14 protein-coding genes, 1 pseudogene and 1 riboswitch are annotated in these 14191 nt (G+C 71.3%); of the genes and pseudogenes, 10 read left to right on the top strand and 5 right to left on the bottom strand.

Annotated features, from left to right (window positions below; translation table 11 throughout):
- The first annotated feature begins 11 nt into the window (after positions 1 to 11).
- Entirely contained in the window at positions 12 to 590 is a 579-nt protein-coding gene (locus OG758_RS04960) for a hypothetical protein (protein WP_326708802.1), read from the top strand.
- On the opposite strand, the gene OG758_RS04955 is transcribed toward OG758_RS04960, so the two are convergent.
- Positions 538 to 1416 (bottom strand): bifunctional 5,10-methylenetetrahydrofolate dehydrogenase/5,10-methenyltetrahydrofolate cyclohydrolase, encoded by an 879-nt coding sequence (locus OG758_RS04955; RefSeq protein ID WP_326708801.1) that lies wholly within the window; start codon positions 1414 to 1416, stop codon positions 538 to 540. The two genes, OG758_RS04960 and OG758_RS04955, sit on opposite strands and share 53 nt — an antisense overlap.
- Before the next feature lie 22 nt (positions 1417 to 1438).
- Positions 1439 to 1529, bottom strand: a riboswitch (ZMP/ZTP riboswitch).
- Positions 1516 to 1746 (bottom strand): annotated as a pseudogene (locus OG758_RS04950) (MmyB family transcriptional regulator); the annotation flags it as partial. (Overlaps the previous riboswitch by 14 nt.)
- A gap of 9 nt (positions 1747 to 1755) precedes the next feature.
- On the opposite strand from OG758_RS04950, the gene OG758_RS04945 reads away from it, so the two are divergent.
- Complete coding sequence (locus tag OG758_RS04945) at positions 1756 to 2211, top strand: NAD(P)H-dependent oxidoreductase (RefSeq protein ID WP_326708800.1); 456 nt, start codon at positions 1756 to 1758, stop codon at positions 2209 to 2211.
- Positions 2212 to 2298: 87 nt separating this feature from the next.
- Positions 2299 to 3276 carry a DUF1731 domain-containing protein gene (locus tag OG758_RS04940; RefSeq protein ID WP_326708799.1) on the top strand — a complete coding sequence of 326 codons (978 nt, stop codon included), beginning with the start codon at positions 2299 to 2301 and terminating at the stop codon, positions 3274 to 3276.
- 33 nt (positions 3277 to 3309) lie between these two features.
- Here the strand turns inward: OG758_RS04940 and OG758_RS04935 are convergent, their stop codons facing one another.
- Positions 3310 to 4017 (bottom strand): SDR family NAD(P)-dependent oxidoreductase, encoded by a 708-nt coding sequence (locus tag OG758_RS04935; RefSeq protein WP_326708798.1) that lies wholly within the window; start codon positions 4015 to 4017, stop codon positions 3310 to 3312.
- 207 nt (positions 4018 to 4224) lie between these two features.
- The gene (locus OG758_RS04930; RefSeq protein WP_326708797.1) at positions 4225 to 5190 is read right to left on the bottom strand and encodes a GlxA family transcriptional regulator; all 966 of its coding nucleotides are present in this window, start codon (positions 5188 to 5190) and stop codon (positions 4225 to 4227) included.
- Positions 5191 to 5300: 110 nt separating this feature from the next.
- Here OG758_RS04930 and OG758_RS04925 point away from each other — a divergent pair, with 110 nt between their 5' ends.
- Positions 5301 to 6377 (top strand): saccharopine dehydrogenase family protein, encoded by a 1077-nt coding sequence (locus tag OG758_RS04925; RefSeq protein WP_326708796.1) that lies wholly within the window; start codon positions 5301 to 5303, stop codon positions 6375 to 6377.
- Between the two features lie 182 nt (positions 6378 to 6559).
- Positions 6560 to 7111 carry a cytochrome P450 gene (locus OG758_RS04920; protein ID WP_326708795.1) on the top strand — a complete coding sequence of 184 codons (552 nt, stop codon included), beginning with the start codon at positions 6560 to 6562 and terminating at the stop codon, positions 7109 to 7111.
- Between the two features lie 41 nt (positions 7112 to 7152).
- Here OG758_RS04920 and OG758_RS04915 read toward each other — a convergent pair whose 3' ends face one another.
- On the bottom strand, positions 7153 to 8361 hold the full coding sequence (locus tag OG758_RS04915) for a cytochrome P450 (RefSeq protein WP_326708794.1): 1209 nt from the start codon (positions 8359 to 8361) through the stop codon (positions 7153 to 7155).
- A 262-nt stretch (positions 8362 to 8623) separates the two neighbouring features.
- Between OG758_RS04915 and OG758_RS04910 the strand changes: the two genes are divergently transcribed.
- The 5 genes from OG758_RS04910 (at position 8624) to OG758_RS04890 (ending at position 14092) form a co-directional block, all read left to right on the top strand.
- Positions 8624 to 9448, top strand: a complete 825-nt coding sequence (locus OG758_RS04910) for an IclR family transcriptional regulator (RefSeq protein WP_326708793.1) — start codon at positions 8624 to 8626, stop codon at positions 9446 to 9448.
- Entirely contained in the window at positions 9438 to 11210 is a 1773-nt protein-coding gene (locus tag OG758_RS04905; protein WP_326708792.1) for an HAL/PAL/TAL family ammonia-lyase, read from the top strand. The genes OG758_RS04910 and OG758_RS04905 overlap by 11 nt, the downstream gene beginning before the upstream one ends.
- Positions 11207 to 12169, top strand: a complete 963-nt coding sequence (locus OG758_RS04900; protein WP_326708791.1) for a PDR/VanB family oxidoreductase — start codon at positions 11207 to 11209, stop codon at positions 12167 to 12169. Before OG758_RS04905 ends, OG758_RS04900 begins: the two co-directional genes overlap by 4 nt.
- A gap of 414 nt (positions 12170 to 12583) precedes the next feature.
- Positions 12584 to 13147, top strand: a complete 564-nt coding sequence (locus tag OG758_RS04895) for a winged helix-turn-helix domain-containing protein (RefSeq protein ID WP_326708790.1) — start codon at positions 12584 to 12586, stop codon at positions 13145 to 13147.
- A 96-nt stretch (positions 13148 to 13243) separates the two neighbouring features.
- Positions 13244 to 14092 carry an oxidoreductase gene (locus OG758_RS04890; RefSeq protein ID WP_326708789.1) on the top strand — a complete coding sequence of 283 codons (849 nt, stop codon included), beginning with the start codon at positions 13244 to 13246 and terminating at the stop codon, positions 14090 to 14092.
- Positions 14093 to 14191 lie beyond the last annotated feature (99 nt).

Below are 14191 nucleotides of genomic sequence, written 5' to 3'. Positions count from 1 at the left end.
AGGGAGATCGCGTGATGGTGTACGGAGGCGAGCGTCCTGGGACCGGTCCGCTCTTTCGCCTCGCAGGGCGTGGGTCCCACTACCCGGGCCGCCCCGTCGAGGATCTGTGGATCGCCCTCGACAGAGATGCGGGCGGCGGCTGGTGGTTCGACGGGTACTTCTTCGGGCGCCTGCCACTGGGTCAAGGCGCGCCGCGGGCCGCCGAGTTCGCCCGGTGGCTCCTCGCGGCGCCGCCTACGGGCCCGTACGAGTGGGAGTTCACGCTGATCGACCGTGAACCGCAGGCCGGATCCCCGTGGATCGCCGCCGGCACGCTGCTGACCGTCGAGTTCCTCCTGGGGCGCGAGGAAGCCGACGGTCCCGAGTATCTCCAGATGCTGCCGTCGGGGGAGACGGCCGTGCGGCACCTCGGCTTCGAGGTGTGCGCACCGCTGGAGTGCGAGCCGCTGCCGCGCACCGCCCTCGAGGTGGCGGCCGCCGGACTCCTCGACGCCGCCACCGACCAGGGATCCCGGATGCTCGATCGGCGCGGTCCTGTCAGACGAGTGCGCGATCTAGGTCCGCGCCGAGCTGGTGGTACGCCGCGGTGACGGTCTGGGCCAGGAGGACGGCGATGGTCATGGGGCCCACCCCGCCGGGGACGGGAGTGATCAGGCGGGCCCGCTCGGCCGCGGTGTCGAAGTCGACGTCGCCGACGTTGCCCGCGTTGTAGCCCGCGTCGATGACGACCGCGCCGGGCTTGATGTCCTCGCCGCGGATGAGCCGGGGCCGTCCCACGGCCGCCACCACGATGTCCGCCTCCCTCACGTACGCGCTCAGGTCGGCCGTGCGGGAGTGGCAGTACGTCACCGTGGCGTCCCGGGCGAGCAGAAGCATCCCGGCCGGCTTGCCGAGGATCGCGCTCCGGCCCACGACGACGGCATGCCGCCCCGCGACATCGACGTCGTACTCGTCGAGGAGCCGCATGATTCCGCCCGGTGTGCAGGAGACGAATCCGGGCAGCCCGAAGGCCATCGCGCCGAACGAGGTCATGGTGACGCCGTCGACGTCCTTCTCCGGTGCGATGGCCTCGAACGCCGCGCGTTCGTCGATGTGCGGGCCCACGGGGTGCTGGAGCAGGATGCCGTGCACCGACGCGTCCTGCGACAGCTCGCGGAGGGCGGCGACCAGCTCCGCGGTCGTCGTTCCGGCGGGGAGCTGGACGCGCCGCGACTCGATGCCGGCCTTGGCGCAGCGGGCCTGCTTCATACGGACGTAGGTGACGGAGGCGGGATCCTCGCCCACCAGTACGGTCGCGAGGCAGGGCGCCGAGCCCGTACGCCTCACCAGCTCCGCCGCTCTGCCCGCGGACTCCTCGACGAGGCGCCGGGCCGTACCGGTGCCGTCCATGAGGTGGGCTGTCTGTGTCGGGGACATGGTCGCCTCCCAGGCGTCATTGACCATTCGCCCAGGCGCACGGCATACGTCGACCCTTTGGTCAGGCCGCTCCCCGGTGGTTCTCCACCTCAGCGCCAGTCACGGCCTGTCCGCCACTGTAACGGTTTCGGTCAGCCATGTGAGAGCCGTGGCCTCCGCGCTACCCTCCTCGGTGCTGAAGACGTGCACGACCGGGCCCGTCTCGCCGGGCGCGGCCGGTACGTGCAGTGTCTCGAAGTCCAGGGTGAGCAGCCCGGCCACCGGGCGCCTCAGGCGCGTGCGCCCCGCCGCGCGCATCACGACCTCGCCGCTGTCCCGGATACGCCTGAACTCCGCACTGTGAGCGGTGTCAAGGGATGGATCGACCGGGTCTTCACGAGCGGCTTCGCGTACGGCACCGCGGTCCCGCCGCCGTACGGCGAAAGCTCCCTGACGGGCAGGCTGGCGCTCGTGTCGGTGACCGTCGGCGCGCGCGAGTCGGCGATCTCCGATCGAGGCATCCACGGAAGTCTCGAGGACGTCCTGCACCCCATGCGGCACGGCCTGTTCTGGTTCACGGGCATGAACCCGCTGGAGCCGTTCGCGGTGTACAGCTCGAACGAGCTCCCAGACGACCGCTTCGTCAGGGCGCGGACGGAGTTCGCCCGACGGCTCGGCACTCTTCACGGCCACGCCGGTCCCCTTCCGGTCGCTCGCGGGCGGGGGCTACGACCACGACATGCGGCTCCTGCCTGGGGTGGAGACGCCGGGCACGAGGGGACTCGACTCGACCTGCACGTCAGCGACCGGGTCTGAGGGCCATCTTGCCCAGCTACCCCTCTCCCTATTTGAACGCGTTCAAATATCTGCGGTAAGGTGGTGCCGACACGATGAGGGGGCTCCATGAAGATCGTGACACCCGGCGGCACCGGACAGGTAGGGACGATCCTGAAGCGTGAACTGGCCGAAGCGGGACACGAAGTAGTGGTCCTCACGCGGCGGCCGGTGCGCGACGGGGAGACGCGCTGGGACGGCGAGACCCTGGGCCCTTGGGCCGACGTCGTCGACGGCAGCGACGTCGTGATCAACCTCGCCGGACGCGGCGTCAGTTGCCGTTACACCCCCGCCAACCTCCGGGCCATGATGGACTCGCGCGTGCGGTCCGCCGAGATCGTCGGCGAGGCCATCGCCGCCGCCGCGCGACCTCCGAGGGTATGGCTGCAGATGAGTACGGCGACCATCTACGCCCACGGCTTCGCCGCGCCGAACGACGAGGCGACCGGCCTGCTCGGCGGCTACGAGGCCGGCGTCCCGGGCTACTGGGGCTACAGCGTCGAGATCGCCAAGGCGTGGGAGCGGGCGCAGGAGCAGGCGGACACCCCGCACACCCGCAAGGTCGCCCTGCGCTCCGCGATGGTGATGAGCCCCGATCGCGGCGGCGTCTTCGACATCCTCCTTCGTCTGGCCAGGCTCGGCCTCGGCGGTCCGGTCGCGGGCGGCGGCCAGTACGTGTCCTGGATCTACGACCGTGACTTCGCCCGAGCGGTCCGGTTCCTGATCGAACGCGACGACCTGGACGGGCCCGTGAACCTCGCCGCCCCAGAGCCACTGCCGCAGCGTGACTTCATGCGTGCGCTTCGTACGGCATGGGGCGTTCCGGTGGGCCTGCCCGCGACGAAGTGGATGGCCGAACTCGGCGCGTTCGCACTCCGCTCGGACACCGAACTCCTTCTGAAGAGCCGCCGCGTAGTCCCGGGCCGGCTGCTCGACGCGGGCTTCTCCTTCGACCACGCCGCCTGGCCCGATGCCGCCGCCAACCTCGCGCGACGTGTACGCGGGGGACGTGACGTCACGCGGGACATGGCGGACGGGCTGGTGTGAGGCGGGGGCGCCTCCGTCGGGCGGCCTGCGTCGTCACCAGGGGAGCGGCCCCTCCGCGGCGACGTACGCGCCGGTCGGGCCGTCGGGTCCCAGCTGAGCCATGCGCACGATGATCTCGGCGCCCTCCTCGACGGTCTGGATGCCGGTGTGGGCGTTCAGGTCCGTCGCGGTGTAACCGGGCTCGACCGCGTTGATCCGCATGCCGGGGAACGCCTTCGCGTACTGCACGGTGATCATGTTCACCGCCGTCTTCGACGCCGGGTAGGCGACTCCGGGGTACGCGTGGGTCGGCGTACCCGCGTCGGTGACCCGGGCCAGCGAGGCCAGGCCGCTGCTCAGGTTGACCACGACCGGTGCGTCGGACTTCTGCAGCAGGGGCAGGAACGCGTGGGTGACACGTACGACGCCGAAGACGTTCGTCTCGAAGGTCGACCGCATCTCGTCGGCGGTCACGTCCGCGGCGCCGATCACGCCGCCGTCGGGGGTCCGGCCCTCGATGCCGGCGTTGTTGATCAGCACGTCAAGGCCGCCGTCGGCCTCGATCGCCTTGGCGGCGGCTGCGACGGACGCGTCGTCCGTGACGTCGAGCTGGACCCAGAGTGAGCCGAGCTGCTCGGCGGCGCGGCGACCGCGCTCGGGGTCGCGGCTGCCCACGTAGACGGTGTGGCCTGCGGCGACGAGCCGACGGGCGGTCTCGAATCCGAGACCCTTGTTCGCTCCGGTGATGAGTGTTTTCGTCATGACACCAGCGTGCGGCGGAGCGGCGCGGTCAGCCAGGCGTCCCGTCTTCCTGGGACCGGCAGTACCAGGCAGGTGGCGGGCGCGGCCCCAGGTGTGCTTCCAAGCGTCGTCCCGAGACTCGTCCCGTCGAGTGTCACCTCGACCTCAGCTTTAGGGTGAGGGTTCGGTGATCTTGTGAGGTACGCGGCGTGCGGGGAGCGGCGCGTGTCACCGGCCGCCGAACGTCCTGCGGTAGGCCTCGGGCGGCAGGCCGGTGACGCGGGTGAAGTGTCGCCGTAGCGTGGCGGAGGTCCCCATGCCGGTCCGTGCCGCGATCCGCTCGACGGTGTCGTCGCCCGACTCCAGCAGCTCCTGCGCCTCCCGCACGCGCTGGCTCAGCAGCCATCTCAAGGGTGCCGTCCCGGTGACGGCATGGAAGTGCCGCACCAGGTTGCGGCTGCTCATGCCCGCCTGCCGGGCCATGTCCTCGACGGTGAGCGGCTGGTCGATCCGCGCCAGCACCCAGGGGAGCAGATCGGCGAGCGGATGGTCGCGCCCGTGCGTCACCGGCGCCGGGATGAACTGCGCCTGGCCGCCGTCCCGATGGGGCGGGGTCACGAGGTGTCGCGCGAGGGCGTTGGCCACCGTCGCCCCGTGGTCCGTGCGGACGATGTGCAGGCACAGGTCCATCCCGGCGGCCTTCCCCGCGGACGTGAGGACGCTGCCCTCGTCGGTGAACAGCACCTCGGCGTCGACCCTGACGCGCGGGTACCGTTCCGCGAGCCTCGCCGTGTGCGCCCAGTGAGTGGTGGCGCGGCGTCCGTCGAGGAGTCCCGCCGCGGCCAGGACGAAGGCGCCGGTGCACAGCGAGGCGATCCGGGCGCCGGCGGCGTGGGCGGTGCGGAGGGCGTCGCGCAGCTCCTGCGGAGGCTCCTGCTCGACGTCGCGCCACGCCGGGACGATCACCGTCCGCGCATCGGCGACGGCCTCGAGTCCGTGGGTGGTGTCCGCCCGCAGCCAGTCGCCGACGCGGGACCCGGCGGGTCCGCATGTGGTGAACGAGTACCAGGGCGCGGCCAGGTCGGAGTGGTCGGAGCCGAAGACTTCGAACGCCCCCGCGGCCTCGAAGAGCATCGTGCCCTCGGGGAGTGCCATCGCCACGGAATGCGCAGCGGAATGTGCAACGGGATGCATGTCTGAAACTGTACGCCCCCTGTCATTCCTGCCACTGGCTGGGCGGGCTCGGTGCCGGGATCATTGCAGCCGAACCGCACGCCACCGCCCCTCGGACACTGGAGTCAACGATGAGCAACACCCTCTCGGGACCCACCGCGTACACCACGGCCGGGTCGCTCGCCGGCCGGCCGGTCGTCGTCTTCGGCGCCTACGGACACACCGGCCGCTTCGTCGTGGCGGAGCTCCTGAGACGGGGCGCCACTCCGGTGCTCGTCGGGCGGGACGCGGGCAAACTCGACGCGGTGCGCGATCTCGCTCCCGGCGCGCCCGTCCGTCAGGCGTTCCCCGACGACGCGGCCTCCCTCGACCGGGCCCTCGAAGGCGCGGCGGCGGTCATCAACTGCGCCGGACCGTTCCTCGACACGGCCCGCCCCGTCGTGGACGCGGCGCTCCGCGCGGGCATTGCCTACCTGGACGTCGGTGCCGAACAGGCCGTCACCGCCGCCTTGTTCGAGACGTACGGCGAACGCGCCAAGGAGGCGGGCATCGCCGTCGTTCCGTCCCTGGCGTTCTACGGCGGGCTGGGTGACCTCCTCGCCACCGTGGCCCTCGGCGACTGGCCGGACGCGGACGAGATCACCCTCGCGTACGGCCTCGACAGCTGGCACCCGACGCAGGGCACCCGCCGGACCGGAGAGAGCAACGCCGGACGCCATCTCACCTACACCGCAGGCAAGTTGAGCCCCTTCTCCTATGCGCAGGAAGTCTCCCCGTGGAACTTCCCGGAGCCGCTCGGCAAGCAGGACACGGTCGTGTTCGCGACGGCCGACCAGGTCACGCTCCCGCGCCACGTACGCACCCCCGAGGTGCGCGCGGTGATGAACCTCGCGCCGCTGCGCGACATCCGCGCGGAGGACACCCCCGGACCCGTACCCGCCGACGCCGAAGGCCGTTCCGCGCAGTCCTTCCTCGTGGAGGCTGTTGTGACCCGCGGCCACGAGACGCGCCGCGCGGTGGCGGGAGGCCGTGACATCTACGCCGTCACGGCGCCGCTCGTCGTGGAGGCCCTCGCGCGCCTTCTTCGAGGTGACCGGCCGGTGACGGGCGTGGTGGCGGTCGGAGAGGCGTTCGACGCCGAGAGCTTCCTGCGCGCACTCACCCCCGACCACCTGACGCGTCTCGAGCTGCCTGCCGGGGCGAGCTGAGCATGGTGTCTCGCACGGAGCGGTGGATGGGGAGGGGGAGTGGCGTGAGTCGCCTGCGGGCAGTGGATCCGGTCTGCCGTACGCGCCAACTCGGCTGCATGCAGGCCGCTGCTGACGGGCCGTCGAGCGGTTGACTTTCGGCCAGTGTGCTTGTCGCCGCCCGGGACGAGGAAGGCCATCGGATGACCGAACAGGAGCTGATAGACACGCTCCTGCTCGTCCTCGTCGCGGGCCACGAGACCACGGTCAACCTCATCGGCAACGCCGTTCACGCCCTGCTCACGCACCCGGAGCAGCTCGAACTGGTCCGTGCGGGCGAGCTCTCCTGGAACGACGTGATCGAGGAGACCCTCCGCTGGGCCCCCGGCGTCGCCAACCTTCCGCTCCGCTTCGCCGTTGAAGACATCGAGATCCCGGGCGGCCCCACCATCCGCAAGGGCGAGGCGATCCTGCCGTCGTTCGCGGCCACCGGGCGCGATCCGCAGCAACACGGGGACACCGCCGAGCAGTATGAAGCACGACGCCCGAGCGCCGAACACCTCAGCTTCGGGCACGGAGTCCACCGCTGCCTGGGCGCACCCCTGGCCCGTATGGAAGCCGCGGTCGCCCTCCCGGCGCTCTTCGACCGCTTCCCCGACATGGAACTCGCCCTGCTCGCAGCGTCGTTGGCACCGGCAGGCGGCTTCATCGTCGGAGGCCTGAAGGCGATTCCCATGAGGCTGACGAAGGGCTGACCCAGGATCGGGGCACGCGCGGCGGCCGGAGCTCCACAGGCTCAGCCGGCCACCGCGCGCACCGGGACCGAAGACCAGCCGCGCAGCGTGTTGTGCACGAACGGGGTCTGCGGACCGGCGGGTTCCAGGTGTTCGACGCGGCGGACCAGTGCGGTGAGGAGGACCTCCGTCTCCAGCCGCGAGATCGGCTGGCCCACGCATTGGTGGATCCCCATTCCGAAAGCCAGATGACCACTTGCCGCCCGCGTGACCCGGAACGCGTCGGCATCAGGCCCCCATTGCCGCGGGTCGCGGTTGGCCGCGCCGACGAACAGCAGGACCTTCTCCCCGGCCCGTACCGGGACCCCGCCCGGCCGGGTGTCGCGCGCGGCCGTCCGGTAGAAGGACTGGAAGGGCGATTCGTGGCGGAACGACTCGTCCACGGCGAACCGGATGTTCCCCGGATCTTCGCGCAGCAGGGCCCACTGCCCGGGGTCGTGGGCCAGGGCGCGCAGCAGGTTGCCGATGGCGATCACCGTGGTGTCCAGACCGGCCGACAGCATCGCCCGCACCAGGAGCGTCGCCTGCTCGTCGCTCAGGCGGCCCGTCTCGGCATGCTCCCAGATACGCGCGCCGAGTCCGTCGTCGGACAGGGACTCGCGGGCACAGTTGCGCATCACCCACGCGTGGGTCCCCTCACCGGCGGCGAAGTAGCCGCGGTGGAGTTCGTTGTCCGGGCCGAACGCGCTGAAGTTCATCGCGCCGTGCGCCAGGAGGTTCTCGCTGCGACCGGCCCGGGGGATGCCGACGGCGTCACCGAAGACCCGTAGCGGGAAGACCTCGGCGACGTCGGTGACAGCGTCGAAGCGGCCGCGGGCGACGACCGCGTCGGCCAACTCCTCCGCGAACGCCTCGAATCCGGGACGCAGGGCCCGTACCGAGCGGGGCGAGACGACGTCCGCCATCGCGTCGCGCATCACGGTGTGGTCCGGAGGGTCGGTCTCCAGGATGCCGGGGGTACGCCAGGCCTTCTCGCGCCGCAGGTCGCGGGGGCCGACGCCGGCACCGGACAGGAACAGCGCGTGGTCGGCCAGGATCTCCCGGCAGACCTCGTAGCGCGTGAAGGCGTGGACCCCGTGGCGAGCGAGCCACACCGCGGGACCGGCCTCCCGCATCCGCGCGAACAGGGGATGCGGGTCGACCAAGTGCTCGCGGGCGTAAGGGTCTTCGTCGAAGACGGGGATCTGCGGGGCCTGAGCGTGCGTCGTCATCTCTTGTCCTCTCACTGAGCTGGGCTGGGCTGATCCGGGTCGGGTCGGGTCGGGCAGAGCTGAGCCTGGCCAGGCCGGGTCGTGTCGCCCATCCGGGCCGTGCGTCGGAATCCGCACGGTAGAGACGGCGCCACGCCGCGTGATACCGCTGTTCTCACTCAGTGAGAACAGCGCTGGCCGGGCGGGGTGGCACGGACCGAAGCTCTGCACAGGGGCAGGTCGGCCCGCGGGTCCCGGTGGTCGGCGCGGACAGGAGGAAGCCATGGGGGAGACCTCGTCGTTCGAGCGCGGGCTCGCCGTGCTCCGCGACCTCGCGGTCACCGGCGAGACCACCGTCGCCGCGACCGCGGCACGCGTCGGCCTTCCGGTGAGCACCACCTACCGCTACTTCCGGGTCCTGCGGGAGCAGGGTTACACCGAGGAGGACGACGGCGTGTACCGGGCGGGCCCCGCCCTGGCCGGGCTGTGGGGCGCCAGCTCCGTGCAGGCCCACCTCATCGAGACCGGTACCGCCGTCCTGCGCCGGATCGTCGAGCGCGTGGGGGAGACCGCCGTACTGATCATCCGGGTCGGCACCCAGGCGCTGTGCCTGCGGCGGGTGGAGCCGGACAAAGCCCTCAAGTACACATTCGGCATCAACGAGTTGCTGCCGCTGTACGCCGGTGCCGGGCAGCGCGTGCTGTTGGCCTCGGCGCCCTCGGCCGTCGTGCGCCAGGTGCTCGGCGGCCCCCTCGCCCGGTACACCGACGCGACGCCGGCCCGCGAGCAGCTCGACGCCGTACTGCCGGCCGTGCGCCGCAACGGCTGGGCCGTCTCCCGCGGAGAACTCCATCCCGGCTCGCTCTCCGTGGCCGTGCCGGTCTTCCACCACGGCGAGGCTGTCTGCTCGCTCGACGTGGCGGGTCCGGCCGCGCGCTGCGACACCCGGGAGTGGATCACCTCCGCCCACGAGACGCTGCTGACCTCGGCCGCCGAACTCGGCGACTCCCTGCACACATGGGCACCCAAGGCCCCGACCGCACCAGCACCCCATCCCGACTCACCCGACCGACGACGACCGGACGAGGTAACCACCCATGACAGCTGAACTGCCGCTCCCCGAACCGCTCGTACGCGGGGACGCTCCCGCCGTTGCCGCAGCAGACCCCTTCGTGCTCGACGGCAGCCGCGTCACCCTGAGCGACCTGGTCGACGTGGCCCGGCACGGCCGCCCGGTCCGCGTCACCGCCGAAGCTCTGAAGCACACCCGGCCGTCCGCCGAATGGCTCGGCGGCGTGCTCGACGCGATGGAGCGCGGCGAGCCGGTCGAGCCCGTCTACAGCGTCAACACCGGCTTCGGATCCCTCGCGGGGCGCGAGGCGTTCACCGACCCGCGCGATGCCGCCGAACTGTCACGCCGCCTGGTGATCTCGAACGCCTCCGGAGTCGGCACGACCGTGGACGCCGAAGTCGTCCGGGCCACCATGCTGATCCGGATGGTCAGCCTCCTCCAGGGGCACTCCGCCGTCGGCGCGGCCGTCATCGAGACGCTCGTCGACATGCTCAACCGCGGTGTCCTGCCCGCCGTCCCGGAATACGGCTCGCTGGGCGCGTCCGGCGACCTGATCCCGCTGGCCCACATCGCCCTGGTGCTGTGCCGCCCGTCCGACGCGGAGGACGACGAGCGTGACTCAGGCGAGGCCGTACTCGACGGGCGCGTGGTCAGCGGCAAGGAGGCGATGGCCGCCGCGGGCGTCCCGCGCATCCCGCTCGGGGCCAAGGACGGTCTCGCCCTGCTGAACGGCACCTCGTTCTCCTGCGCCCAGACCGCGCTCGCCGTGCACGACGCCGCCAATCTGCTGGAACACGCGCACATCACCGCCGCCATGTCGACCGAGGCGCTCAACGGGTTCGGGGACGCCTTCATCGCCGACCTCCATCAGGCGCGCGGCCAGGCCGGCCAGATCGCCGTCGCCGCCCGCATGCGTGAGCTGCTCGCGGGCAGTGCCTTCGTGGACGGCGACCGGGACCGCGACCCCGGTCGCCAGCCTCCGCAGGACGCGTACTCGCTGCGCTGCGTGCCCCAGGTCCACGGCGCCGTCCTCGACACCCTCGGCTTCGTCACCGGCATCATCGAGAACGAGATCAACGCCGCCACCGACAACCCGTTGATCTTCCCGGGACTCCCGGCGACGCGCCGCCTCAAGGCGGTCTCCGGCGGCAACTTCCATGCCGAATACGTCGCCTTCGCCGCCGACTTCGTGTCGATCGTGGTGACCGAGGTCGGCAGCATCGCCGAACGCCGCCTCTTCCGCCTCGACGACGGCACCCTCAACCGTGGGCTGCCCGACATGCTCGTACCCAGCCGGACCATCGGCCTGGACTGCGGATACATGCTCCCGCAGTACCTCGCCGCCGCCCTCGTCTCCGACTGCAAGACCCTCGCGCACCCCGACAGCGTGGACTCCATCCCGACCAGCGCGAACCAGGAGGACCACGTGAGCATGGCCAACAACGCGGGACGCCATGCCCGCACCGTCGTGCGCAACATCGAGAACGTCATCGGGATCGAACTGCTCATGGCCGCCCAGGCGCTCGACCTTCGGCTCGAAGCGGCCGGCGCGGAACCCTCCGCCCTCGGCCCCGCCACCCGGACCGCCTGGGAGACCGTACGCGCGGCCAGGTCCGGCGACGGTCGGCCTGTGGACCGCACCGAGCGTGACGTCGTGCTGTACCCGCGGGTGCGCCGGGCCGTCGAGCTGGTCCACGACGGCGACGTGCTCACGGCGGTCAACGCCCGTCTGGCACAGAAGGGTCCGGCGCAGGAAGGTCCGGCACAGAAGGATCCGGCACCGGAGGGAACGGCATGACGCGGGACTTCTTCGACGTACGCGTCACCGATGTCCGCCCTGTGGCCGAGCGGGTCATCTCCGTGCGCCTGGCGCGCGACGACCGGGGAGACCTGCCTGCCTGGGAACCCGGCGCACACATAGAAGTGGCCACGGACGACGGAACGGTCCGGCACTACTCGCTCTGCTCCGACCCCGCCGACACCAGGTCGTGGCGGATCGCCGTCCTGCGCGAGAAGAACGGAAGGGGCGGCTCCGAGCGTCTGCACACCATCGCCCGCCCCGGGCTGCGTCTGGCGGTCCGCGGCCCGCACCACACCTTCCCCTACGGGCCGAGCCGACGGCGGACCCTCTTCGTGGCGGGCGGCATCGGCATCACACCCGTCCTGCCGATGCTGGCCACCGCCGAACGCGCGGGCGCCGACTGGCGGCTCGCCTACCTCGGAGCCGCCGATTCGTCGATGGCGTTCCTGCCCGAACTCCTCCCCTACGGGGACCGGGTGGAGGCCCTGCCCTCCGCCCGCACGGGACCTGTCGACCTCGACGCACTCGTCACCCGGCTCACCGAAGGCGGGCCCGCGGACCTGATCGCCTGCGGCCCACCGCGCCTCCTCGACGCCCTGGAGCGCCTCACCACCGAGCGGCCGAACCTGACACTGACGAGTGAACGCTTCAGCCCGCGGGCGCCGGCCGCGGCCTCAACCTCCTTGGAGGGAGCGGCATTCGAGGTCGAGACACGCGACGGGCGCCTCGTCACGGTCGCTGCGGACGAGTCCATCCTCGACGCCCTCGACCGCGCAGGCGTACGCACCTTGAGCAGCTGCCGCCAGGGAACCTGCGGCACCTGCGAGACACCGGTCCTGGCCGGTACGCCCGAACACCGCGACGACCTGCTCACCGACCAGGAACACGCCGAGAACCGGACGATGCTGCTGTGCGTGTCGCGGAGCTTCGGGCCGAGGCTCACGCTCGACGTGTGACGGAGCCGCTTCACGCTCGACGGCGGCCTACAGGAAGCTGCGTCGGGCGGGCTGTCGCCGCTCGGATGTGTGTCCTGGGAAAGATCCTCCGCCAATGGCGTGGCCAGGAGCGGACGCGGTCGTTGGGCAGCGTATGAACGACCCGCGCAAAAGCGTTCCTGCGCCCCGACCACGTCACGCTGCCCCGTTCGGCACGGGCGGGGCCGCCTCGCCGACGCCCATCTACGACGCGCTCGTGCACCAATGGCGCGCCCTGCAGCGGGAGGTCCCGCGGCCGCCCACCACACGGCAGGGCTGGGTGCGCGTCGACCCGCAGGACCTGTTCCACCGTGGTTGAGCCAGTCCTACACGAACCATTGCGAACTCCTACAAGAACCATTGCACAAGAGCTCTTGTGTAAGTAGCCTCGTCCCTATGGCCCCTCCGATCACTGATTCCCGGGTGCTGGCCGCCATGGCCCATCCGGTGCGCCGCCGCCTGCTCGACCTGCTGAAACTCGACGGCCCTTCCACCGCCAGCGCGCTGTCGCAGGCGACGGGCGAAGCCGTCGGCAATGTGAGTCACCACCTGAAGGCGCTGGCCGCCGCGGGGCTGATCGAGGAGGCCCCCGAACTCGCCCGCGACCGTCGCGAACGGTGGTGGCGGAGGACCACGCCGAAACTCCTGTGGTCCTCCGTCGACTTCGCCGACGACGCGGCGGGGGAGGCCGTCGCCAACGCCGCCGAGTCCCTCAACCTCGAACGGCAGATCGACCAGGTTCGCCGCTGGGCCGATCAGCCCCAGTCCGAACAGCAGCGCTGGCCGCTCGGCCCCTTCGTTGCCGAGGTGTGGCTGCGCATGACCGATGCCGAACTCGCCCAGTTCAAGGACGAGATCGTGGAAGTCATGGACAGATGGGCCGATCGGGAACTCCCCGACGACGGTCAGGAGCGGGAAACCGTCTTCACCTTCGCCCGTGGAGTGCCGGGTCGCCCGTAATCCGTATCCGTCCGTATCCGCACCCGCGAACAGAGCACATGGCACGTACGACCCCTGCGGCACACGCAGTCAGTCAAGCTCACGAAAGCAGGAGACATGTCTGTTTGGTTCATCACCGGCGCCTCGCGCGGTCTGGGCGCGGAGATCGTGCGGGAGGCGCTGGCGCGAGGGCACGAGGTCGTCGCCACCGCACGCGACGCCGAAGCCGTACTCCGCGCGTTCCCGGACGCGTCCGACGCCCTGCTGGCCGTCGACCTGGACGTAACCGTGGAGGCGACGATACGGGGCGCGGTCGATGCCGCACTCGCGCGCTTCGGACGCATCGACGTCCTGGTCAACAACGCGGGGCGCGGCCTCCTCGGGGCGGTGGAAGAGGTTTCGGACGAGGCCGTACGTGCCGCGTTCGACATCAATGTCTTCGGGGTGCTCAGCACGCTGCGGGCCGTACTGCCCACGCTCCGGGCCCAGCGGTCGGGCCACGTGATCAACATCGGCTCGGTCGGTGGTTTCGCCACTGCCCCCGGCGTCGGCCTGTACGGCGCGGCGAAGTTCGCCGTCGAAGGCATCACCGAGGCGCTGCACGGCGAACTCGCCCCGCTGGGCGTCCACGTCACGGTCGTCGAACCCGGCGGCTTCCGCACCGACTTCCTCGACGCGTCGAGCCTCTACACCGAGCTCCACATGATCGACGACTACGCCCCCACGGCGGGCGCCACCCGCAAGGCCCTCGCGGACGCCAACCACCGTCAATCCGGAGACCCCGCCAAGGCGGCGGCCGCCGTCGTCGGCCTCGCCGAGACGCCAGAACCCCCGCTCCGCCTCGTGCTCGGCCCGGACGCCGTGGCCCGGGTCGAGGCCAAACTCGACCTCGTCGCCCGTGAACTCGACCGGCATCGCGCCCTGGCCATGTCCACGGATCTGGCGCCGTCGGACCACCCGGCATGACGTAGGGGCGGACCCGCCGACCACCGGACCGCGAACTCACGGACGCCGATTTCTCCGAACTCCACGGTTTCCGAACTCCGCACGCTATCTGCTTGAAGC

Origin of the sequence: Streptomyces sp. NBC_01474 (genome assembly GCF_035918215.1) — a bacterium.
GTDB classification, from domain to species: domain Bacteria; phylum Actinomycetota; class Actinomycetes; order Streptomycetales; family Streptomycetaceae; genus Streptomyces; species Streptomyces aureus.
This window is presented reverse-complemented; position numbering and strand designations above follow the sequence as displayed.

Coding starts and splice junctions, on each gene's coding strand:
- OG758_RS04955 (WP_326708801.1), bottom strand. CDS start 1,416: ATGTCCCCGACACAGACAGCCCACCTCATGGACGGCACCGGTACGGCC.
- OG758_RS04940 (WP_326708799.1), top strand. CDS start 2,299: ATGAAGATCGTGACACCCGGCGGCACCGGACAGGTAGGGACGATCCTG.
- OG758_RS04935 (WP_326708798.1), bottom strand. CDS start 4,017: ATGACGAAAACACTCATCACCGGAGCGAACAAGGGTCTCGGATTCGAG.
- OG758_RS04930 (WP_326708797.1), bottom strand. CDS start 5,190: ATGCATCCCGTTGCACATTCCGCTGCGCATTCCGTGGCGATGGCACTC.
- OG758_RS04925 (WP_326708796.1), top strand. CDS start 5,301: ATGAGCAACACCCTCTCGGGACCCACCGCGTACACCACGGCCGGGTCG.
- OG758_RS04920 (WP_326708795.1), top strand. CDS start 6,560: ATGACCGAACAGGAGCTGATAGACACGCTCCTGCTCGTCCTCGTCGCG.
- OG758_RS04915 (WP_326708794.1), bottom strand. CDS start 8,361: ATGACGACGCACGCTCAGGCCCCGCAGATCCCCGTCTTCGACGAAGAC.
- OG758_RS04910 (WP_326708793.1), top strand. CDS start 8,624: ATGGGGGAGACCTCGTCGTTCGAGCGCGGGCTCGCCGTGCTCCGCGAC.
- OG758_RS04905 (WP_326708792.1), top strand. CDS start 9,438: ATGACAGCTGAACTGCCGCTCCCCGAACCGCTCGTACGCGGGGACGCT.
- OG758_RS04900 (WP_326708791.1), top strand. CDS start 11,207: ATGACGCGGGACTTCTTCGACGTACGCGTCACCGATGTCCGCCCTGTG.
- OG758_RS04895 (WP_326708790.1), top strand. CDS start 12,584: ATGGCCCCTCCGATCACTGATTCCCGGGTGCTGGCCGCCATGGCCCAT.
- OG758_RS04890 (WP_326708789.1), top strand. CDS start 13,244: ATGTCTGTTTGGTTCATCACCGGCGCCTCGCGCGGTCTGGGCGCGGAG.